At 74.5% G+C, this 24,958-nt stretch carries 1 protein-coding gene; it reads left to right on the top strand.

The window, feature by feature from the left end; translation table 11 throughout:
• The first annotated feature begins 111 nt into the window (after positions 1-111).
• Positions 112-24,951: a non-ribosomal peptide synthase/polyketide synthase gene (locus tag OG429_RS40595; protein ID WP_328930650.1), complete on the top strand. Its 24,840-nt coding sequence runs from the start codon at positions 112-114 to the stop codon at positions 24,949-24,951.
• Positions 24,952-24,958 lie beyond the last annotated feature (7 nt).

The following is a 24,958-nucleotide window of genomic DNA, read 5'->3' as shown; positions in this document are numbered from 1 at the left end:
CCGGGGCCGTGTGGCAGCTTTCTGCAACCACCGTTGTCCTGGCCGAAAGTCCGCTGTTAGACATGCTCCGTTGCCTTGATTTCCATCAATTACATTTGAGGGTGAGTGGCTGTGTCCGATCTTCGGGGTCCCCTGCTGCCGCTGACCGCCGCCCAGTCGGGTGTCTGGTACGCGCAGCAGCTGAATCCGCAGAACACAATCTTCAACACCGGCGAATTCCTGGAAATCAACGGGCCGGTGGACGCGGAGCTCTTCGAGGCGTCACTGCGGCGCGTCGTCACCGAGGCCGAGACGCTGCGCCTGCGCTTCCTGGAGGCCGAGGGCGGCCCCGCCGCACGGCTCGTGCCCGCCGCGGACCTCGACTGGTCGCTGCACGTCGTCGACGTCAGCGACGCCCCGAACCCGTGGACGGCCGCCCGCGCCTGGATGGCCGAGGACTTCGCCACGCCCCTGGACACCGAGCACGACCAGCTCTTCCTCTTCGCCCTCTTCAAGGTCGCCGAAGACCGGCACCTGTGGCTGCACCGCTACCACCACCTGCTGGTCGACGGCTTCACCGTCAACATGGTCGTCCAGCGCACCGCGGCCGTGTACTCCGCACTGGTGGCCGGCGAGCCCGTCCCGGACACCCCCTTCGCCCCGCTGGCCCGGCTGCTCGACGAGAAGGCCGCCTACCGGGAGTCGGAGCGCTTCGGCACCGACCGCGCCTACTGGATCGACCGGCTCAAGGAAGCCCCCGAGCCCGTCAGCCTCTCCGGCGAGCAGCCGGCCCTGGCACGCTCGCTGGCCCGCCGCACCGCCTACCTCGGCCGGACCGAGACCGAGCGGCTGCGCACTTTGGCCTCCGACGCCGCCGTCACCTGGCCGCCCGCGCTGATCGCCGCCGTCGCCCTGTGGCTGCAGCGGCTCACCGGAGCCCCCGAGATCGTGCTCGGCCTGCCCGTCTCCACCCGGCTCGGCAAGAACGCCCGCAGCGTCCCCGGCATGGTCTCCAACGTGCTGCCGCTGCGCATCGCCATCCGTCCGGACAGCACCGTCGAGGAACTGCTGCACCAGGTCTCCGGCGAGATGCGCGCCGCCATGAAGCACCAGCGCTACCAGTTCGAGGACCTGCGCCGCGACCTCGGCATGCTCGCCGACGACCGCCGCCTGGTCGGCCCGCACGTCAACATCATGATGTTCGACTACGACCTGAGCTTCGGCGGCCACACCGCGCGCCCCCACAACCTGTCCATCGGCCCCGCCGACGACATCTCCTTCATCGTCTACGACCGCGGCACCGCCTCCGGCCTCCAGATCGACTTCGACGCCAACCCCGACCTGTACGGCGACGAGGACCTGCGCGCCTACCAGCTGACCTTCCTCGACTTCCTGCACCGGCTCGGCGCCGCCGCCCCCGACGCGACCGTCGGCTCCCTCGAACTCGACACCTCGGCCCTGCCGCCGCGCGCGCTCGCCGCCGACGTACCCGCCTCCGTACCCGCCTCCGCGTCCACGTCCGCCTCCGCGTCCGCGCCGAAGACTGAGGCCCCCGCCACCGCCTCCCGGGCGCCGCGCACCGACGCCGAGGAGACCCTGTGCCGGCTGTTCACCGAGGTCCTCGGTGAGCAGGTCGTCTCCGTCGACGACAACTTCTTCCTCCTCGGCGGCAGTTCCCTCCAGGTGACCCGGCTGGTCGGCCGGATCCGCAAGGAGCTGCGGGCCGAGCTGACCCTGCGTACGGTCTTCGAGAACGCCACGGTCGCCACCCTCGCCCAGGCCCTGGGCCTCGCCGCCCAGGCCGCCCGGCCCGCGCTCACCGCGCGCCCGCGGCCCGAGCTGCTGCCGCTGTCGGCGGCGCAGAACCGGCTGTGGTTCCTCAACCAGATGGAGAACGGCAGCGGCCAGGCCGCCTACAACGACGGGCTCACCGTCGAGCTGACCGGCCGCCCCGACACCGAGGCCCTGCGCGCCGCCCTGAGCGACGTCGTGGCCCGCCACGAAAGCCTGCGGACCGTCTTCCCCGTCCGCGACGGCGCCCCCCACCAGCACGTCCTGGCCCCCGCCGACGCCCGCCCCGAGCTGCTCGTCACCGAGGTCGCCGACGAAGCCGCTCTGGAGGACGGCCTCGTGCGCGCCGCCGCCCGCGGCTTCGACCTGTCCGCCGAGATTCCCGTCCGCGCCCACCTGTTCACCCTCGCCCCCGAACGCCACTGCCTGTTGCTGGTGGTCCACCACATCGCCGGCGACGGCTGGTCCGTGGCCCCCTTCACCCGCGACCTCAGTCAGGCGTACGCGGCCCGGCTGCGCGGCGGCGCCCCCCAGTACCCGCCGCTCCCCGTCCAGTACGCCGACTACACCCTGTGGCAGCGGGACCTCCTCGGCGACGAGAACAACCCGCAAGACGTCCTCGCCCGGCAGATCGCGCACTGGAAGGACACCCTCGGCGGACTGCCCGAGGAGCTCGCCCTGCCCACCGACCGGCCCCGCCCCGCCGTCGCAGGCCACCAGGGCGGCCGGGTCGCCTTCGCCCTCGCCCCCGAGGTCCACGAACGGCTGCTCACCCTCGCCCGGGACAGCAAGGCCAGCGTCTTCATGGTGGCGCAGGCCGCCCTCGCCGCCCTGCTGCACCGCCTCGGCGCCGGCGACGACATCCCCGTCGGCACCGTCATCGCCGGCCGCACCGACGAGGCCCTCGGCGACCTGGTCGGCTTCTTCGTCAACACCCTCGTGCTGCGCACCGACGTCTCCGGCAGCCCGACCTTCCGCCAACTCCTCGACCGCGTCCGCGAGTACGACCTCACCGCCTACGCGAACCAGGACGTGCCCTTCGAGCGGCTGGTGGAGATCCTCAACCCGGTGCGCTCGCTGGCCCGCCACCCGCTGGTCCAGGTCACCCTCGCCCTGGAGGACAACGCCGCGCCCGTCCTCGAGCTGCCCGGCCTGACCGCGACGGTGCGCCACCTGGAGACCGACACCGCCAAGTTCGACCTGTCGTTCCGGCTCGGCGAGCGCTTCACCGACGACGGCCGGCCCGCGGGCGTCGAGGGCACCGTCGAGTTCGCCCGCGACCTCTTCGACGACGAGACCGCCGCCGGCCTGGGGATGCGCTTCCGGCGCCTGATCGAGGCCGTCACCGCCGACCCCGCCCTCCCCGTCGGAGCCGTCGACCTCCTCGGCGCCGACGAACGCGCCCGCGTCCTTCAGGAGTGGAACGACACCGGCGTACCGCTCCCGTCCGCGACCACGCCCGAGCTCTTCGCCGCCCAGGTCGCCCGCACCCCCGACGCGGCCGCCCTCGTCCACGAGGACACCACCCTCACCTACCGCGAGCTCGACGGGCGGGCCGCCCGGCTGGCCCGGCTGCTCACCGAGCACGGCGCCGGCCGCGGCCGCCTCGTCGCCGTCGCCCTGGGCCGCGGTGTCGACACGCTCGTCAGCCTCCTCGCCACGATGAAGGCCGGCGCGGCCTACGTCCCCGTCGACCCGGCGTACCCGGCCGAGCGCATCGCGTACATCCTCGACGACGCCCGGCCCGCCCTCGTCGTCACCACCACCGCCCTCCAGGACACCCTGCCCGCCGACGGCACCCGACGGCTTCTGCTGGACCGGACCCCGCTGCCCGCCGAACCCCTCGCGGACGTCCCGCTCACCCAAGAGGACGCGGCGTACGTCATCTACACCTCCGGCTCCACCGGCCGCCCCAAGGGCGTCGTCGTCAGCCACACCGGCGTCGCCAGCATGGCCGCCGCCCACCGGCGCTGGTTCGGCGGCGGCCCCGGCCACCGTGTGCTGCAGTTCTCCTCGCCCAGCTTCGACGCCTCCGTCTGGGAGATGCTCACCACCCTGACGACCGGCTCGGCCCTGGTCCTCGCGCCCGCCGAACGGCTGGCCGCGGGCGAGCCGCTGGCCACGCTCCTCGCCGAGCAGCGGGTCACGCACGCCACCCTGCCGCCCGTCGTCCTCGCCGCCATGGGCGAGGCCCGGCTCCCCGAGGGCATGACCCTCGTCACCGCCGGCGAGGCCTGCTCCGCCGAGCTCGTCGCCCGCTGGTCGCACGGCCGCACGATGGTCAACGCCTACGGACCCACCGAGTCCACGGTCTGCGCCACCATGAGCGGCGCCCTCAGCCCGCACACCGGCGCCCCCACCATCGGCCGCCCCATCACCAACACCCGCGTCTACGTCCTGGACCGCGACCTCAACCCCGTCCCGCCCGGCGTCCCCGGCGAGCTCTACCTCACCGGCCACGGCCTCGCCCGCGGTTACCTGGGCCGCCCCGGCCTGACCGCCGAACGCTTCACCGCCGACCCCCACGGCGCGCCGGGCGCCCGCATGTACCGCACCGGCGACATCGCCCGCTGGACCGCCGACGGCGAACTCGACTACCTCGGCCGCGCCGACGACCAGGTCAAGATCCGCGGCTTCCGCATCGAACCCGGCGAGATCGAGGCCGCCCTCACCGGCCACCCCGCCGTCGCCCAGGCCGCCGTCCTCGTCCGCGAGGACCGCCCCGGCGACAAGCGCCTCGTCGGCTACGTCGTCCCCGCCGACACCCGGACCGGCGCCGACCCGGCGGCACTGCGCGCGCACGTCGGCGCCACCCTGCCCGACTACATGGTGCCCGCCGCCGTCCTCGTCCTGGACGCCCTGCCCGTCACCACCAACGGCAAGCTCGACCGGCGTGCCCTGCCCGCCCCCGACTTCGCCGGCCTCAGCGAGGGCCGCGCCCCCCGCACCCGCCGGGAAACCCTCCTCGCCACCCTGTTCGCCGAAGTCCTCGATCTGGAGCGGGTCTCCATCGACGACAGCTTCTTCGACCTCGGCGGCCACTCCCTCCTCGCCACCCGCCTCATCAGCCGCATCCGCACCGAAGCCGACGCCGAACTCACCGTCCGCGCCCTCTTCGAGAACCCGACCGTCGCGGCCCTCGCCGCCACCCTCGACGGGGCCGCCGCAGGCCGCGCGGCCGTCCTGCCACAGGCCCGACCAGCGCAGATCCCCCTCTCCCACGCCCAGCGCCGGCTCTGGTTCCTCGGCCACTTCGACGGCCCCAGCGGCACCTACAACCTCGGCCTGTCCCTGCGCCTGCGCGGCCCGGTCGACGCGGACGCGCTCGAAGCCGCGCTCGCCGACCTCACCACCCGCCACGAGGCCCTGCGCACCGTCTTCCCCGACACCGACGGCCACCCGCGCCAGCACGTCCTGGACCCGGCCGACCCGGCCTCCCGGCCCCTGCTGCACCGCACCTCCGTCGCCGCCGAAGCCCTGGACGACGCGCTCGCACGGGCGGCGGGCGACGGCTTCGACGTCACCCGCGACATCCCGGTCCGCGCCCACCTGCTCACCCTCGCCGACGACGACCACGCGCTGCTCGTCGTCGTCCACCACATCGCCGGCGACGGCTGGTCCCTCGCCCCGCTCGCCCGCGACCTGTCCACCGCCTACGCCGCCCGACTGGGCGGAACGGCACCGGAGTTCACCCCGCTGCCGGTTCAGTACGCGGACTACACCCTCTGGCAGCGCGAGGTCCTCGGCGACGAGCAGGACCCGGCGAGCGAGCTCGCCCGCCAGGTCGACCACTGGCGCGGCGCTCTCGCCGGCCTCCCCGAGGAGCTGGCCCTCCCCACGGACCGCCCGCGCCCGGCCCACATGAGCTACCGCGGCGACACCCTCGCCTTCACCGTCCCGGCCGAGCTCCACGCCGGACTCGACCGGCTCGCCCGCACCAGCGGCATCAGCCTCTTCATGGTCGTCCAGGCCGCGCTGGCCACCTTGCTGCACCGCCTCGGCGCGGGCACCGACATCCCGCTCGGCTCGCCCGTCGCGGGCCGCACCGACGAGGCCCTCGACGACCTCGTGGGCTTCTTCATCAACACGCTGGTGCTGCGCACCGACCTGTCCGGGGACCCGACGTTCCGGGAGCTGCTGGAGCGGGTCCGGGAGACGGACCTGGCGGCGTACGCGAACCAGGACGTGCCCTTCGAGCGGCTGGTGGAGGTCCTGAACCCCGAGCGGTCCATGGCCCGCCACCCGCTGTTCCAAGTCTCCTTCCAGCTCCAGAACATCCCCTCCGACGAGCTCGCCCTGCCCGGGGTCGAGGTGACCCGCCAGCCGGTCCGCCTGGACACCGCCAAGTTCGACCTCTCGTTCACCCTCGCCGAGCGCGAGTCGGGCCTGGAGGGGAGCGTCGAGTACGCGGTCGATCTGTTCGACCGGGCGACGGTGGAGGCCCTGGCGGCCCGGTTGGTGGCGGTGCTGGAGGCGGTCGCGGCAGATCCGGACGTCCGGGTCGGTGCCGTCGAGGTGCTGAGCGATGCCGAGCGCGCGCTGGCGGTGGGGGAGTGGGCCGGCTTTGGGTGTGAGCTGGAGCCGGTGACCTTCCACGGCCTGTTCGAGGCCGCGGTGGAGCGGACGCCCGAGGCGCCGGCGGTGGTCAGTGGTGACCTCGTCCTGTCGTACGCGCAGGTGGAGGCGCGGGCGAACCGTCTGGCGCGCTGGCTTGCGGGTCAGGGCGCGGGTCCGGAGGGCGTGGTGGCCTTGGTGCTGCCCCGGTCGGTGGACATCGTGGTCGCACAGCTCGCGGTGCTGAAGGCGGGCGCCGCCTATCTGCCGGTGGACCCGCAGTACCCGGCCGAGCGCATCGCCTACATGCTCGACGACGCGCGTCCGGTCCTGGTCCTGCGTGAACTGCCCGATGTGGCAGAGGAGTTCGCGACGTCCCGGCCCTCCGTCGCGGTCCTGCCGGAAAATCCGGCGTACGTGATCTACACGTCCGGGTCGACGGGCCGTCCCAAGGGCGTGGTGGTCTCGCACGCGGGTCTGGCGAGCTTCGCGGCGGCCGAGGTCGAGCGTTTCGACGTGGACGCGGACAGCCGTGTGCTGCAGTTCGCGTCGCCGAGCTTCGACGCCTCCGTCCTGGAACTGGTGATGACCTTCGCCGCGGGCGCGACGCTCGTGGTGCCGCCGGCGGGTCCGCTGGCCGGTGAGGTGCTGGCCCAGGTCCTGGACGAGGAGCGGGTGACGCACGCGTTGATTCCGCCGGCTGCGCTCGCCAGCGTTCCGGCGGGCCGGTTCCCGCAGTTCCGTTCGCTGATCGTGGGCGGTGACGCCACCTCGGCGGAGCTGGTGGACCGGTGGGCGCCGGGCCGCCGCATGGTCAACGCGTACGGGCCGACCGAATCCACCGTCGTGGCGACCACCTCGACGCCCCTCGCGGCGGGTTCGGGCGTGCCGTCCATGGGCACGCCCATCGAGGGCACGCGCACGTACGTGCTCGACGCCACCCTGCGGCCCGTCGCCCCGGGTGTCGCGGGAGAGCTCTATCTCGCGGGCGCCGGCCTGGCCCGCGGCTACCTGGGCCGTCCCGGTCTGACGGCGGAGCGTTTCACCGCCGACCCGCACGGCCCGTCCGGCAGCCGCATGTACCGCACGGGTGACCTGGCCCGCCGGACGCGCACGGGTGAGCTGGAGTACCTGGGCCGCTCGGACGACCAGGTCAAGGTGCGTGGTTTCCGGATCGAGCTCGGCGAGATCGAGACCGTCCTGGGCTCGCACGCTTCGGTGGCACAGAACGCGGTGATCGTCCGCGAGGACCAGCCGGGCATCAAGCGCCTCGTCGCCTACCTCACCCCCGCCGACGGCACATCCGTCGACACCGAGGCGCTCCGTGCCCACGTCGGCGCGGCCCTGCCCGAGTACATGGTCCCGTCCGCCTTCATGGAGCTGGACGCCCTCCCGCTGACCGTCAACGGCAAGCTCGACCGCAAGGCCCTGCCCGCCCCGGAGTACACCGGCGCCGGCCAGGGCCGTAAGCCCCGCACGGCCCCGGAGGAGATCCTCTGCGGCATCTACGCCGAGCTGCTGGGTCTGGACACCGTTTCGGTGGAGGACAGCTTCTTCGAGTTGGGTGGCGACAGCATCGTGTCGATCCAGCTGGTGAGCCGGGCGCGTAGGGCGGGTCTGGTGTTCACGGCGCGTGAGGTGTTCCAGTACCGGACGCCGGAGGCGCTGGCGGCGGTGGCGCAGGCGGTGTCGGGTTCGGTGGCGGAGGATCCGTCGGCGGGTCTGGGCCTGGTCGCGCAGACTCCGATCGTGGGGTGGCTGCGTGAGCTGGGCGGGCCGGTGGACGGGTTCAACCAGGCGATGCTGGTGCAGACTCCGGCCGGTGCCACGTACGAGCGGCTGGAGTCGGCGCTGCAGAGCGTTCTCGACCGGCATGACGTGCTGCGTGCGCGTCTGGTGCGGGGCGAGTCGGTGTGGAACCTCGATGTCGCCGAGCCGGGTTCGGTGCGGGCGGCGGATGTGCTGCGGGTGGCCGGGGGTGAGGTCGCGGTGGAGGCGCGTGCCGCGCAGCTGCGGCTCGCTCCCGAGGCGGGTGTGATGGTGCAGGCGGTGTGGTTCGAGGAGGCGGGCCGGCTGCTGGTGATGGCTCACCACCTGGTGGTCGACGGCGTTTCGTGGCGTGTGCTCCTGCCCGACCTGGCGCAGGCGTACGCGGGTGTGGAGCTGGAGCCCGTGGGGACGTCTTTCCGCCGCTGGGCCGAGCAGCTGACCGCGCTCGACCGCTCCACCGAACTTCCCCTCTGGATCGAGCAGTTGACCGGTGAAGACCCACGCCTGGGTGCCCGGGCCCTCGATCCGGCCCAGGACACCGCCGGGACCGTCCGGCACCTCTCCCTCACCCTCCCCACCGAGGTCACGGCTCTGCTGCTGACCGAGGTCGCGGCGAAGTACCGGGCGGGTGTGAACGACGTCCTGCTGGCCGCGTTCGCCCTGGCGGTCTCCACCTGGCGCGGCGCCGGCTCCACCGAGGTGCTGGTCGATCTGGAGGGCCACGGCCGTGAGCCGGTGGTCGAGGGCGCGGACACCTCGCGCACGGCCGGATGGTTCACCAGCATGTTCCCGGTGCGTTTGGACGCAGGTGCCGACGCCGATCCGGGCCGGGCGCTGAAGCGGGTCAAGGAGCAGTTGCACGCGCTGCCGGACAACGGCATCGGCTACGGCCTGCTGCGATACACCGACCCCGAGGCGGCCGCGGTCCTGGCGGAACTGCCCGCCCCGCAGCTCGGCTTCAACTACCTGGGCCGCTTCGACGCCACCGCCGGCGACGGCGACGGCGCCGACTGGGCCCTGCGCGCCGACGCCGACCTCGGCGACGGCCGCGAGCCCGGCATGCGACTCACGCACGCCCTCGACCTCAACGCGGTCACGCAGGACCACACCGACGGCCCGCGCCTCGTCGCCGACTGGTCCTGGCCGGGCGCCCTCTTCACCGAGGACGAGGTACGGGCACTGGCCGAAGGCTGGTTCGAGGCCCTGCGCTCCCTGGCCGCCCACGCCGCGACCCCCGAGGCCGGCGGGCTGACCCCCTCCGACGTCCGTCCGCTCGTCTCCGTCACCCAGGAGCAGATCGAGCGCCTCGAAGCCGAACACGGCCGCCTCACCGACCTCCTGCCCCTGTCACCTCTCCAGCAGGGCCTGTTCTTCCACGCCGTCTACGACACCCAGGGCGAGGACGTCTACACCGTCCAGCTCGCCCTCGACATCGAAGGCCCCCTGCGGCCCCGGTCGCTGCGCGACGCCGCCGGGACCCTGCTGTCCCGCCACGGCGCCCTGCGCGCCGCGTTCCGCCACGACGGCGGCCTCGACACGCCCGTGCAGGTCGTCCCCGAGAGCGTCGACCTGCCTTGGACCGACCTCGACCTCACCACGCTCCCCGAGGCCGACCGCGACCGTGCCGTCCACGCCTGGATGGCCGAGGACCGGGCCGTGCGCTTCGACCCCGCCCGGGCTCCTCTGATGCGCTTCGCCCTGCTCAAGACGGGGGTGCAGCAGTACCGCCTGGTCGTGACGAACCACCACATCCTGCTCGACGGCTGGTCCATGCCCGTCCTGGTCAAGGAACTCCTCACGCTCTACGGCCGCTCCGGCGACGGCTCCGCCCTGCCCCGCGTCACGCCCCACCGCGACTACCTCGTCTGGCTCGCAGGCCAGGACCGCGGCGCCGCCGAGGCCGCCTGGCGCGAGGTCCTCGACGGCCTCGACGAGCCCACCCTGGTCGCCCCGGCCGGCCGCGGCGGCAGCCCGGCCGCCCCCGACCGGGTCACCGTCGACCTGCCGGCCGCGCTCACCGCGCGGCTCACCGAGCTCACCCGCTCCGGAGGCGTCACCCTCAACACCCTCTTCCAGGCGGCCTGGGCGATGGTGGTGGGCCAGCTCACCGGCCGCGACGACGTGGTCTTCGGCGGCACCGTATCCGGCCGTCCCCCGCAGGTCCCCGGCATCGAGTCCATGGTCGGCCTGTTCATCAACACCCTCCCCGTCCGCGTCGCCCTCGACCCGGCCGAAGCGCTCGGCGCCCTCCTGGACCGGCTCCAGGCACAGCAGGCCGCCCTCATGGACCACCAGTACCTGGGCCTGACCGACCTCCAGCAGGCCACCGGGCTCGGCGAGCTCTTCGACACCCTCGTCGTCTTCGAGAACTACCCGCTCGACGCCGACGTCCTGGAGATCGGCGGCGGGCTGAGCGTCACCGGCATCGAGGGCCACGACGCCACCCACTACCCGCTGATCCTCACCGCCGTCCCCGGTGAACGCCTCCAGCTGCGGCTGGACTTCCGCACCGACCTCTTCGACGCCCCCTCCGCCCACGCCCTCATGGACCGGCTCGTCCGCGTCCTGGAGAGCGCACCGGACCACCGTGCCACTCCCGTCGGCCGGATCCCGCTGCTCGCCGCCGACGAGCGGCAGCGGCTGCTGGTCGCCTTCAACGACACCGAGCACGAAGACGCGCCGTCCGACCGGAGCGTGCCCCGGCTCTTCGCCGACCTCGTCTCCTGGGCCTCCGCCACCGAGGCCGTCGTCTCCGACGGGGCCACCCTCTCCTACGGCGAACTCGACGCCCGCGCCAACCGCCTCGCCCACCGGCTGCTCGCCGCGGGCGTGCGCCCCGAGGACCGGGTGGCGCTGCTCATGGACCGCTCGCCCGACCTGGTGGCGGCCGTGCTCGCCGTCCTGAAGGCCGGCGGCGCCTACGTCCCGCTCGACCCGCGCTTCCCCGAACCCCGCATGCGGCACATCCTCGCCGAGACCGGCGCGAGCGTCCTGATCGCCGACTCGGCCGCCGCCGCCGAGGCGTTCGCCGACGGCGCGACCGTGATCGAGGCCGGGCCCGCGCTCGCCGACGGCCCGGCCCACGACCCGGACGTCGCCGTCGACCCGGGCGGGCTGGCGTACGTCATGTTCACCTCCGGATCCACCGGCGTGCCCAAGGGAGTCGGCGTCACCCACCGCGACATCGTCGCGCTGGCCGAGGACCGCCGCTTCGAGTCCGGGCACGAGCGGGTGCTGCTGCACTCGCCGACCGCCTTCGACGCCTCCACGTACGAGCTGTGGGTGCCGCTCCTCGGCGGCGGCCAGGTCGTCGTGGCGCCGGCCGGCGACCTCGACGCGGTCCGGCTGCGCGAGACCGTCACCCGGCACGGCGTCACCGCCCTGTGGCTCACCGCCGGCCTCTTCCGCCTGATCGCCGAGGACGGGCCGGGCTGCCTGGCCCGCGTGAGCCAGGTGTGGACCGGAGGCGACGTCGTCCCCGCCGCCGCGGTCCGCCGCGTCCTGGACGCCTGCCCCGGCCTGACCGTCGTCGACGGCTACGGGCCCACCGAGACGACCACCTTCGCCACCACCCACCGCATGGACTCCACTGCCGAGGTGCCGCACAGCGTGCCCATCGGCCGCCCCCTCGACGGCATGCGCGTCTACGTCCTCGACGCGGCGCTGCGCCCCGTCCCGCAGGGCGTCGCAGGCGAGCTCTACCTCGCGGGCGCGGGACTCGCCCGCGGCTACCTCGGGCGCCCGGACCTGACCGCGGAGCGGTTCACCGCCGACCCGTACGGCCCGGCCGCGAGCCGCATGTACCGCACCGGCGACCTGGTGCGCTGGAACGCCGACGGCCACGTCGAGTACCTGGGCCGCACCGACGACCAGGTCAAGGTCCGCGGCTTCCGCATCGAGCTCGGCGAGATCGAGGCCGCCCTGGCCCGCCATCCCGGCGTCGCCCAGGTGGCCGTGATGGTCCGCGAGGACACCCCTGGAGACCAGCGCATCGTCGCCTACACCGTCGCCGCGCCGGGCGCCCAGGCCTCCCCGGCCGAGCTGCGCGAGCACGCCGCCGAAGGGCTGCCCGCCTTCATGGTGCCCTCCGCGTACGTGTCCCTGGACACGCTGCCGCTGACCGGCAACGGCAAGGTCGACCGCCGGGCGCTGCCCGCCCCCGACCTCGCCGCGGGCGCCGGCGGCCGGGCGCCGCGGACCCCGCAGGAGGAGATCCTCGCCGGCCTGTTCGCCGAGATCCTGGGCCTGCCCGCAGTCTCCGTCGACGACAGCTTCTTCGACCTCGGCGGCCACTCGCTGCTCGCGACCCGGCTGGTCAGCCGGATCCGGCCGGTCTTCGGCGTCGAACTCGCCGTCCGCACCCTCTTCGAGGCCCCGACCGTCGCCGCCCTCGCGACCCGGATCGCGGGCGCCGGCCGGGCCCGTACCGCGCTGACCGCGCGGCCGCGGCCCGAGGAGGTCCCGCTCTCGCCCGCCCAGCGGCGGCTGTGGTTCCTCAACCGGTTCGAGGGCCCGAGCGCCTCGTACAACCTGCCGCTCGCCCTCCGCCTCGACGGTGACCTCGACCCGGACGCGCTGCGCGCGGCCCTGGGCGACGTCACCGACCGGCACGAGAGCCTGCGTACGGTCTTCCCCGAGCTGGACGGCCGACCACGCCAGTGGGTGCTGCCGGCCGGAATGTCCGCGCCCGCACTGCCCGTCACCGACACGGCCGCCGGCGACCTGGATGCGGCGCTGGCCGCCGCGGTCGCCGAGGGCTTCGACCTGACCGCCCAGGCCCCGCTGCGGGCCCGGCTGTTGCGGATCTCCGCCACCGAGCACGTCCTGCTCGTGGTGCTGCACCACATCGCCGGCGACGGCTGGTCGCTGGCTCCCTTCGCCCGTGACCTGGGCACCGCCTACGACGCCCGGCGCGCCGGCCATGCCCCCGCCTTCGAGCCACTGCCGGTCCAGTACGCCGACTACACCCTGTGGCAGCGCGAGGTCGTCGGCGACGAGAACGACCCCGACAGCCCGCTCGCCCGCCAGATCGACCACTGGCGCACCACCCTGGCCGGCCTGCCGGAGGAACTGGCACTGCCCGCCGACCGGCCCCGCCCCGCCGAGGCCGGCTACCGCGGCGGGTCCGCCGCCCTGGAACTCCCCGCCGACGTGCACGAGCGGATCACCGCCGTCGCCCGCGCGCACAACGCCAGCGTCTTCATGGTCGTCCAGGCGGCGCTGGCCGCCCTGCTCGGCCGGCTCGGGGCCGGCGAGGACATCCCCATCGGCAGCGTCATCGCGGGCCGTACCGACGAGGCCCTCGACGACTTGGTGGGCTTCTTCGTCAACACCCTCGTGCTGCGCACCGACCTGTCGGGCGACCCCACCTTCGCCGAACTCCTCGGCCGGGTCCGGGACTGCGACCTCGCCGCCTACGCGAACCAGGACGTACCCTTCGAGCGGCTGGTCGAGGTGCTCAACCCGGTGCGCTCGCTGGCCCGCCACCCGTTGTTCCAGGTGATGCTGGCCTTCCAGAACAACGCCGAGGCCACCCTCGACCTCGACGCCCTGCACGCCACCGCGCTGCCGGTGCGCCTGGACGCCGCCAAGTTCGACCTGCTGTTCTCGCTGGAGGAGACCTTCACCGCCGAGGGCGGCCCGGCCGGCCTGCGCGGTGTCGTGGAGTACTCCGCGGACCTGTTCGACCACGCCACCGCCGAGGCGATCGGCGCCCGCCTGGGCCGGCTGCTGGACGCCGTCACCGCCGACCCGGACCTGCCGGTCTCCGCCGTCGACGTCCTCACCGACGCCGAACGCGCCCGCGTCCTGGGCGAGTGGAACGACACCGGCCGTGAGGTCGCCGACGCCACCGTGCCCGAGCTGTTCCGGGCCCAGGCCGTCCGCACCCCCGATGCCCCCGCCGTCCTGCACGCGGGCGTCGAGCTGTCCTACGGCGAGCTCGACGCCCGCGCCAACCGGCTCGCCCGGCTGCTGATCGCCGAGGGGGCCGGACCCGAGCGGTTCGTCGCGCTGACCCTGCCCCGCACCGCCGACATGATCGTCGCGCTGCTGGCCGTGCTGAAGTCCGGCGCCGCCTACCTGCCCGTCGACCCCGGCTACCCGGCCGACCGCATCGCGTACATGCTGGCCGACGCCCGGCCCGCGCTCGTCGTTACCACCGCCGAGGCCGCGGCCGTCCTGCCCGAGGGCGTCCGCACCCTGCTCCTGGACGACGGCGCGGTGCGCGAGCGCCTGGCCGCCCAGGGCGACGGCGACGTGACCGACGCCGAGCGGGCCCGCCCCCTCGACGTGCGCCATCCCGCCTACGTCATCTACACCTCCGGCTCCACCGGCCGGCCCAAGGGCGTCGTGGTCGCCCACCGCAACGTCGCCGACTTCGCCGCCTGGGCGGCGGCCGACATCGGCGCCGAACGGCTCTCGGACGTGCTCGCCGCGACCTCGCTCAACTTCGACGTCTCCGTCTTCGAGATGTTCGGCCCGCTGCTGACCGGCGGCCGCATCGAGATCGTCCGCGACGTGCTCGCCCTGCTCGACGCCACCCCGGGCCGCCACTACAGCCTGGTCAGCGCCGTGCCCTCGGCACTCGCCCACACCCTCGCCCAGTCCGACGCCCCCCGCTTCGGCGCCGACCTGGTCGTCCTGGCCGGCGAGGGCCTGTCCGCCCACACCGCGAACGCCATCCGCGCGGCCGTGCCCGGCGCGGCACTCGCCAACATCTACGGACCCACCGAGGCCACCGTCTACGCGACCGCCTGGTACGGCGAACCGGGCCGGACCCGCGACGACCGCACCCCGCCCATCGGCAGGCCCCGGCACAACACCCGCGCCCTGGTGCTCGACGAGGGCCTGCGCCCGGTGCCGCCGGGCGTCGCTGGCGAGCTGTACCTCGCCGGCGCCGGCCTGGCGCGCGGCTACCTGGGCCGCCCCGGCCTGACCGCCGAGCGCTTCGTGGCCGACCCGTACGGTCCGGCCGGCAGCCGGATGTACCGCACCGGCGACCTGGTCCGCTGGAGCGCCGACGGCCAGATCGAGTACCTGGGCCGGACCGACTTCCAGGTCAAGGTGCGCGGCTTCCGCATCGAGCTGGGAGAGATCGAAGCAGTCCTGGCCCGGCACTCCGGCATCGGCCAGGTAGCCGTGGTGGTCCGCGAGGACACCCCAGGTGACCAGCGCATCGTCGCCTACACCGTGCCCGCGGCCGGCGCAGGTGCGACGGACGCGGCCCAGCTGCGCGCCCATGTGGCCGCCGCCCTGCCCGAGTACATGGTCCCGTCCGCCTTCGTCACGCTCGCCGCGCTGCCGCTCAACCCCAACGGCAAGCTCGACCGGCGTGCCCTGCCCGCCCCCGACTTCGGGGCCGCGGCCGGCGCCGGGCGGGCCCCGCGCACCCCGCAGGAGGAGCAGCTGACCGCGCTCTTCGCCGAGGTCCTCGGCGTCGACACGGTCTCCGTCGACGACAGCTTCTTCGACCTCGGCGGCCACTCCCTGCTCGCCACCCGTGTCGTCAGCCGCATCCGCACCCTGTTCGGTGCCGAACTCGCCGTGCGCGCCCTCTTCGAGACCCCGACCGTCGCCGCGCTCTGCGAGCGGCTCGGCGACGCGGAGGGCGAGTCCGCCCGTCCCGCCCTGGTGGCCCGGGTCCGACCGGAGTCCGTACCGCTCTCGCCCGCCCAGCGCCGGCTGTGGTTCCTCAACCGCTTCGAGGAGCGCAACGGCACCTACAACCTGCCGCTGGCCGTCCGGCTCACCGGAGCCCTGGACACCGCCGCCCTGACCGCCGCCCTGGGCGACGTCGTGGCCCGTCACGAGGCGCTGCGCACCGTCTTCCCCGACACCGACGGCCGCCCCCGCCAGCAGGTCCTCGCCGCCGACACCGTACGGCCGGTCCTGCACAGGGCCCCGTACACGGCGCGGGCGCTCGCCGACGCGGCCGCCCACGACTTCGACCTCGCCACAGAAGTCCCGCTGCGCGCCCACCTGTTCACGGTGGACGCGGAGACGGATATCCTGCTCCTGGTCGTCCACCACATCGCCGCCGACGGCTGGTCCATGGCGCCGCTGGCCCGCGACCTCGCCGAGGCGTACGCGGCCCGCCGCGCCGGCCGGGAAGCCGCCTTCGAGCCGCTGCCGGTCCAGTACGCCGACTACACCCTGTGGCAGCGCGACGTCCTCGGTGACGAGGACGACCCGGGCAGTGAACTCGCCCGCCAGATCGGCTACTGGCAGCAGACCCTGGACCGGCTCCCCGAGGAGCTGGCCCTGCCCGCCGACCGCCCGCGGCCCGCGGAGATGAGCTTCCGCGGCGACACCGTGCCCCTGCACCTTCCCGCGGAGGCCCACGCCTCGCTCGCCGACCTCGCCCGTGCGTCCCGCGCCAGCGTCTTCATGGTCGTCCAGGCGGCGCTGGCCGCCCTCCTCGGCCGGCTCGGCGCCGGCCCGGAGATTCCGATCGGCTCCCCGATCGCGGGCCGCACTGACGAGGCCCTCGACGACCTGGTGGGCTTCTTCGTCAACACCCTGGTGCTGCGCACCGACGTCTCCGGCGACCCCACCTTCCGAGAGCTGCTGGACCGGGTGCGGGAGTCCGACCTTGCCGCCTACGCCCACCAGGACGTGCCGTTCGAGCGGCTCGTGGAGCTGCTCAACCCCGAGCGCTCCCTGGCCCGCCACCCGCTGTTCCAGGTCATGCTCTCCCTGCAGAACAACGCCGCCGCCGCCCTGGACCTCGATGGACTGGCCGTCGAACCGCACCAGGTCACCGTCGACGGCGCCAAGTTCGACCTGTCCTTCCAGCTCGCCGAGGAGTTCACCGCCGACGGCCGCGCCGCCGGCATCGGCGGCCGCATCGAGTACGCCACCGACCTCTTCGACCGGGAGACCGCCCTGGACCTCGCGGGCCGCTTCACCCGCACGGTCACCGCCCTGGTCACCCGGCCCGACCGGCCGCTGTCCCAGCTCGACGTCCTCACCGACGACGAGCGCCGCAAGGTGCTGGCCGAGTGGAACGACACCGCCCGCCCGGTGCCCGCCGCCACCCTGCCTGCCCTCTTCGAGCGGCAGGCGGCCGGCACCCCGGACGCGACCGCCCTGGTCGCCGGCGCCGAGCGGCTGACCTTCGCCGAACTCGACGCCCGCGCCAACCGGCTGGCCCGCTTGCTCGCCGGGCACGGCATCGGCGCCGAGGACTACGTGGCCGTCGCCCTGCCACGCACCGCGGACCTCGTCGTCGCCGTCCTCGCGGTCGCCAAGGCGGGCGCCGCGTACGTACCCGTCGACCCCTCCCACCCCGCCGACCGCATCGCCCAGGTGCTCCAGGACGCCGGCACGGCGGCCGTCATTACCGCGGCCGGTGCCCGTGAGACGCTTCCCCAGGACCGCGGCGGCATCCGGATCGACCTGGAGTCCCGGGCCGTCACACACGCCCTGCGTGCCCTGCCGGACACCGCCCCGGCCGACGCTGACCGGGTCCGCCCGCTGGACCCGCGTCACCCGGCGTACGTCATCCACACCTCCGGCTCCACCGGCCGGCCCAAGGGCGTCGTCGTCCCGCACACGGGCCTGGTGAACCTCTTCCACCACCACTTCGACGAGCTCTTCGCGGCCGAGACGGCGGCCGCCGGCCGCCCCCTGCGGGCCGCGCTCACCGCCGCCGTCTCCTTCGACGCCTCACTCGACCCGCTGCTGTGGCTGGTCGCCGGGCACGAACTCCACCTCGTGGACGACGGCACCCGCCGCGACGCGCCCGCGCTCATCGACTACGTCCGGGCGCACGGCATCGACTTCATGGAGCTCACCCCGTCCTACGCCGAACAGCTCATCGAGGACGGCCTGGTCCGCGACGAGCAGGCCCGGCCGCGCATCCTCGCCCTCGGCGGAGAAGCCGTCGGCCCCGCCCTGTGGCAGGAGCTCGCGCGGACTCCGGGCATCACCGGCTACAACCTGTACGGGCCGACCGAGGCCACCGTCGATACCCTCTCCGCCCGCACCACCGACGTCTCCCGCCCGCTGGTCGGCCGGCCCGTCGGCAACGCCCGCACCTACGTCCTGGACGAGCGGCTGCGGCCGGTCGCCCCGGGTGTGGCCGGCGAGCTGTACATCGCGGGCGCCGGTCTGGCGCGCGGCTACCTCGGCCGCGCCGACCTGACCGCCGAGCGGTTCACCGCCGACCCGTACGGGCCCGCCGGCACCCGGATGTACCGGACCGGCGACGTGGTCCGCTGGACCCGGGACGGGCAGCTCGACTACCTGGGCCGCTCCGACGACCAGGTCAAGGTGCGCGGCTTCCGGATCGAGCTCGGCGAGATCGAGACCGTCCTGGCCCGCTACGAGGGTGCCGCCCGGTCCGCCGTGGTCGTCCGCGAGGACATCCCCGGCATCAAGCGCCTCGTCGCGTACGTCGTCCCGCGGCGCGGCGTCGCCTTCGACGCCGCCGTGGTCCGCTCCCACCTGGCCGCCGCCCTGCCGGACTACATGGTCCCGGCCGCGTTCGTCTCCCTCGACGCCCTCCCGCTCACCGTCAACGGCAAGCTCGACCGCAAGCGGCTCCCGGCACCCGAGTACCGGGGCACGACGGCGGGCCGGGCCCCGCGCACCGAGCGCGAGGCGCTGCTGTGCCGGCTGTACGCCGAGCTGCTGGGTCTGGACACCGTTTCGGTGGAGGACAGCTTCTTCGAGTTGGGTGGCGACAGCATCGTGTCGATCCAGCTGGTGAGCCGGGCGCGTAGGGCGGGTCTGGTGTTCACGGCGCGTGAGGTGTTCCAGTACCGGACGCCGGAGGCGCTGGCGGCGGTGGCGCAGGCGGTGTCGGGTTCGGTGGCGGAGGATCCGTCGGCGGGTCTGGGCCTGGTCGCGCAGACTCCGATCGTGGGGTGGCTGCGTGAGCTGGGCGGGCCGGTGGACGGGTTCAACCAGGCGATGCTGGTGCAGACTCCGGCCGGTGCCACGTACGAGCGGCTGGAGTCGGCGCTGCAGAGCGTTCTCGACCGGCATGACGTGCTGCGTGCGCGTCTGGTGCGGGGCGAGTCGGTGTGGAACCTCGATGTCGCCGAGCCGGGTTCGGTGCGGGCGGCGGATGTGCTGCGGGTGGCCGGGGGTGAGGTCGCGGTGGAGGCGCGTGCCGCGCAGCTGCGGCTCGCTCCCGAGGCGGGTGTGATGGTGCAGGCGGTGTGGTTCGAGGAGGCGGGCCGGCTGCTGGTGATGGCTCACCACCTGGTGGTCGACGGCGTTTCGTGGCGTGTGCTCCTGCCCGACCTGGCGCAGGCGTACGCGGGTGTGGAGCTGGAGCCCGTGGGGACGTCCTTCCGCCGCTGGGCCGAGCAGCTGACCGCGCTCGACCGCTCCACCGAACTCCCCCTCTGGATCGAGCAGTCGGCCGGCCACGACGCCCTGATCGGCGCCCGTCCGCTCGACCCCGAAGCGGACACGGCGTCCACTCTCCGGCACCTGTCGCTGTCCCTGCCGACCGAGGTGACGGCTCCGCTGCTGACCGAGGTCGCGGCGAAGTACCGGGCCACGGTCAACGACGTCCTGCTCACCGGATTCGCGCAGGCGGTCTCCGCCTGGCGCGGCGCCGGCTCCACCGAGGTCCTGGTGCACCTGGAGGGCCACGGCCGTGAGGCCGTCGTGGACGGGGTGGACATCTCCCGCACGGTGGGCTGGTTCACCAGCATGTTCCCGGTCCGCCTCGACGCCGGCGGCGGCACCGACCCGGGCCGGGCACTGAGGGCGGTCAAGGAGCAGCTGCACGCGCTGCCGGACAACGGCATCGGCTACGGCCTGCTGCGCCACGGCGACGCCGAGGCGGCCGCCGTCCTGGCGGAACTGCCCTCCCCGCAGATCGGGTTCAACTACCTGGGCCGCTTCGACGCCACCGCCGGCGACGGCGACGGCGCCGACTGGGCCCTGCGCGCCGACGCCGACCTCGGCGACGGCCGCGAGCCCGGCATGCCGCTCGCCCACGCGCTGGACGTCAACGCGGTCACCCTCGACCACGCCGACGGCCCGCGCCTGACCGCCGACTGGTCCTGGCCGGCCGCCCTCTTCACCGAGGACGAGGTACGGGCGCTGGCCGAAGGCTGGTTCGAGGCCCTGCGCTCCCTGGCCGCCCACGCCGCGGCCATCGGGGCGGTCGGCCTGACACCGTCCGACGTGCGCCCGCTGGTGTCCGTCACGCAGCAGCAGATCGACGACCTAGAGGCCGACCACGGGCACCTCGCCGACCTGCTCCCGCTCTCCCCGCTCCAGCAGGGCCTGTTCTTCCACGCCGTCTACGACACCCAGGGCGAGGACGTCTACACCGTCCAGCTCGCCCTCGACATCGAAGGCACCGTCGACCGGCCCGCCCTGCGCGCTGCTCTGCACACCCTGCTGACCCGGCACGCCAACCTCCGCGCGGCCTTCCGCCACGAGGGCCTGGAAGCCCCCGTCCAGGCGGTGCCCGCCGACTTCGAGCTGCCGTACACCGAGGTGGACCTGACCGGCCTGCCCGCCGAGGAGCGGGCCGCCGCGGCCGACCGCCTGGTGGCGCAGGACCGCACCCGGCGCTTCGACCTGGCGCGGCCCCCGCTGATGCGGTTCACCCTCGCCTCCACCGGCCCCGACCGGCACCGGCTGATCGTCAGCCACCACCACCTGCTGCTCGACGGCTGGTCCATGCCGGTCTTCCTCGGCGAGCTGTTCACCCTGTACGCCGAGGGGGGCGACGCCTCCGCGCTGCCCCGCGTCACTCCCTACCGCGACTACCTCGGCTGGATCGCCGGCCAGGACCGCGGCGCCGCCGAGGCCGCCTGGCGCGAGGTCCTCGACGGCCTGGAGGAGCCCACCCTGGTCGCCGCGCCCGATCCGTCCCGCGCCCCGGTCCGGGCGGTACGCACCCGCCTGGAGCTGCCGGAGGCCGAGACCGCCTCGCTCGCCCGCTGGGCGCGTGAGCGCGGGGTGACCGTCAACACCGTCGTCCAGGCCGCCTGGGCGATGGTCGTGGGCCAGCTCACCGGCCGCACCGATGTGGTGTTCGGCGGTACGGTCTCGGGCCGTCCCCCGCAGGTCGCGGGCGTCGAGTCGATGGTCGGCCTGTTCATCAACACCCTCCCCGTCCGCGTCGCGCTCGACCCGGCCGAGACGCTCGGCGACCTGCTGGGCCGTCTCCAGTCCCAGCAGGCAGGGCTGATGGACCACCAGTTCCTGCCGCTCGCCGACATCCAGCGGGTCACCGGTCTCGGCGAGCTCTTCGACACCCTCGTCGTCTTCGAGAACTACCCCCTCGACGCCGACGGGCTGCGCAGCGCCGCCGGCGGCCTGGGCATCGTGGGCGGTGACAACCACGAGAGCACCCACTACCCGCTCAGCCTCACCGTGAGCCTCGGCCGCTCCCTCGGCCTCGACCTCGCCCACCGCCCCGACCTGATCGGCCGAGGCCGCGTCGACGACCTCGCCGCCACGCTGGTGCGGCTGCTCGGCGAGGCTGCCGGCCAGGCCGGCGTACCCGTCGGCCGGCTTCAGCTGCTGTCCGCCGACGAGCGGCGGGTGCTGGCCGGCTGGGCCGGCCGGGCGGAGGCCGAGCCGGGCCTGGAGCCGCTGACCGCGCGGTTCGCCCGCCAGGCGGCCGCGACCCCCGGGGCCGCCGCGGTGATCTGCGGCCCCGGCCGGCTGACGTACGCCGAACTGGACGAGCGCTCCACGCGCCTGGCCCACCTGCTCACCGACCGCGGCGCCGGCCCCGAGCGTTACGTCGCCGTCGCCCTGCCCCGCGGCGCCGACCTGCTGGTCGCCCTCCTCGCGGTGCTCAAGTCCGGCGCCGGCTACGTGCCGCTGGACCCCGAGCACCCGGCCGACCGGCTGGGCTACGTCCTCGCCGACGCCCGCCCCTCGCTCCTGCTGACCACGACCGCGACCGCGGCGGCCCTGCCCCCCACCGACACCCCGGCGCTGCTGCTGGACGACCCGGCCACCGGCGCGGCCCTCGCCGCGTACCCGGCCGGCACCCCGGTCGCGGAGCGGGCCGACGGCCGGACCCCGGCCTACGCCATCTACACCTCCGGCTCGACCGGCCGCCCCAAGGGCGTGGTCATCCCGCGCGCGGCCCTGGACAACTTCCTGGCCGACATGGCCGAACGGGTGCCGATGGACGGCACGGACCGGCTGGTCGCCGTCACCACCGTCTCCTTCGACATCGCCGCCCTGGAGCTGTACCTGCCGCTGCTGGCCGGCGCCGCAGTCGTCGTCGCGACCAAGGACGAGGTCCACGACCCCGACGCCCTCGCCGCGCTCATCACCGGGCACGGCGGCACCGTCCTCCAGGCGACCCCGTCGCTGTGGCAGACCCTGACCGGCCAGGTGCCGCACGCCCTCGCGGGCCTGCGGATGCTGGTCGGCGGCGAGGCCGTACCGGGTGCGCTGGCCGAGGCGATGGCCGCGGCCGGCCGGTCGGTGCTCAACGTGTACGGGCCCACCGAGACGACGATCTGGTCCACCACCGCCGAGCTCGACGGCACGGCGGCCAGCCCGTCCATCGGCCGCCCCATCCGGGGCACCCGGGCGTACGTGCTCGACGGGGCGCTGCGCCCGGCCGCTCCCGGTGTGCCGGGCGAGCTGTACCTCGCGGGCGCGGGCCTGGCCCGCGGCTATCTGGGCCGCCCCGGCCTGACCGCCGAACGCTTCACCGCGGACCCGTACGGCGCCCCGGGGGTCCGGATGTACCGCACCGGCGACCTGGTGCGCTGGAGCGAGGACGGGACCATCGAGTACCTGGGCCGCACCGACTTCCAGGTCAAGGTGCGCGGCTTCCGCATCGAGCTCGGCGAGATCGAGGCCGTTCTCGCCCGGCACCCGCGGGTGTCCCGGGTCGCGGTCGTCGTCCGCGAGGACCGCCCCGGTACCAAGCTGCTGGCCGGGTACGTCGTCCCCGCCGCCGACGGCCCCGCCCCCGAAGCGGAGGACCTGCGCGCCCACGCCGCCGCCGATCTGCCCGACTACATGGTTCCGGCCGTGTTCGTCACGCTGGACGCGCTGCCGCTGAACACCAACGGCAAGCTCGACCGCAAGGCACTTCCCGCACCCGAATTCGCCGACCGCCCCGTGGGCCGCGCCCCGTCCGGCCCGCGCGAGGAACTGCTGGCCGGCCTGTTCGCGGAAGTCCTCGCACTGCCCGCGGTCGGCGTCGAGGACAGCTTCTTCACCCTCGGCGGCGACAGCATCACCTCCGTGCAGCTGGTGGGCCGTGCCCGCCTGGCCGGCCTGGTGCTGACCCCGCGCGAGGTGTTCGAGCACAAGACGGTCCAGGCGCTCGCCGCCGCCTTGCCGCAGTCCCCGGCCGAGCTGCTGCTCGCGCCGGACCCGGACGGCGCGGACCCGGCGATCGGCGCCCTGCCCGCCACCCCGATCGTCCGCTGGCTGCGTGAACTGGGCGGCCGCATCGACGGGTTCAACCAGTCGGTGATGGCACCCGTCCCCGGCGGCCTCACCGAGGACACGCTGCGCGCGGTCGTCCAGGCCGTGCTCGACCACCACGACGCGCTGCGCGCCCGCCTGGTGCGCGACCCCGCCGACTGGAGCCTGCACATCCCGCCGAAGGGCGCGCTGCGGGCCGCCGACGTGGTCCACCGGATCGACGTGGCGGACCTGGACGAGGCGGCGGTCGCGGACCGCATCGACGCCGAGGGCCGGGCCGCCCAGGACCGGCTGGACCCCGACGCCGGGCTGATGGTGCAGGCGGTCTGGTTCGACGCCGGACCGCAGGCGCCGGGCCGGCTGCTGCTGATCGTCCACCACCTGGTGGTCGACGGAGTGTCGTGGCGGATCCTGATGCCCGACTTCATGGCCGCGTACGAGGCCGTCGTCGCGGGCCGGGAACCCGTACTGGAACCGGTGTGGACCTCCTTCCGGGCCTGGGCCCGGGGCCTGGCCCGGGCGGCGCTCGCCCCCGAGCGGGCCGCCGAACTCCCGGTGTGGACCGGCATGCTCGGCGGCTACCAGGAGCCCGCGCTGGGCGCCCGGCCGCTGGACCCGGCCCGCGACGTGGCCGCCTCGGGCCGGCAGTACAGCCTGACGCTGCCCGCCGAGGTCACCGGACCGCTGCTGACCACCGTGCCCACGGCGCTCGGCACCGGCGTCAACGAGGTGCTGCTCACCGCGTTCGCGCTGGCCGTCACCGACTGGGACCGCGGCCGCGGACGGCGGCGCGAGCAGGGCGTCCTGCTCGACCTGGAGGGCCACGGCCGCGAGGAGCTGCTCATCGGCGTCCTGCCGGACGCCGATGTCTCCCGCACCGTCGGCTGGTTCACCAGCCTCTTCCCGGTCCGCCTCGACCCCGCCGTCCCCGACGGCGACTGGGAGGCGCTCTACGCGGGCGGTCCCGCCGCCGGCCGGGCCCTGGCCCACGTGGCCGGACAGCTCGCCGAGCTGCCCGACAACGGAGCCGGGTACGGGCTGCTGCGCCACCTCAACCCGGACACCGCCGGAGTACTGGCCGCACTTCCCGTCCCGCAGATCGGCTTCAACTACCTGGGACGGTTCGGCGCCGGGGACGGTGACGGCGGTGACGGCGGCCTCGGCGGCAGCGACGCCGCGATGCCCGCCGCGCACGCCCTGGAGCTGAACTCGCTGGCCCAGGACGGTCCCGGCGGCCCCCGCATGGTGGCCTCCTGGACATGGCCCGACGGACTGTTCACCGAGGCCGAGGTGGCCGCGCTCGCCGAGGGCTGGTTCCGGGCGCTGCGCGCCCTGGTGTCCCACGCCGCGGACCCCGCGGCCCGGCCGGTGCAGGTGGTGGCCCCGCGCCCCGCGGCTGCCGGACCGGCGCCGTTGCTCGATCTCGACCAGGACGAGATCGACGCGTTCGAAGAAGACTTCGAGTTCTGAGTGGAGA

The sequence above is a fragment of the Streptomyces sp. NBC_00190 genome (genome assembly GCF_036203305.1).
Lineage (GTDB): Bacteria > Actinomycetota > Actinomycetes > Streptomycetales > Streptomycetaceae > Streptomyces.
This window is presented reverse-complemented; position numbering and strand designations above follow the sequence as displayed.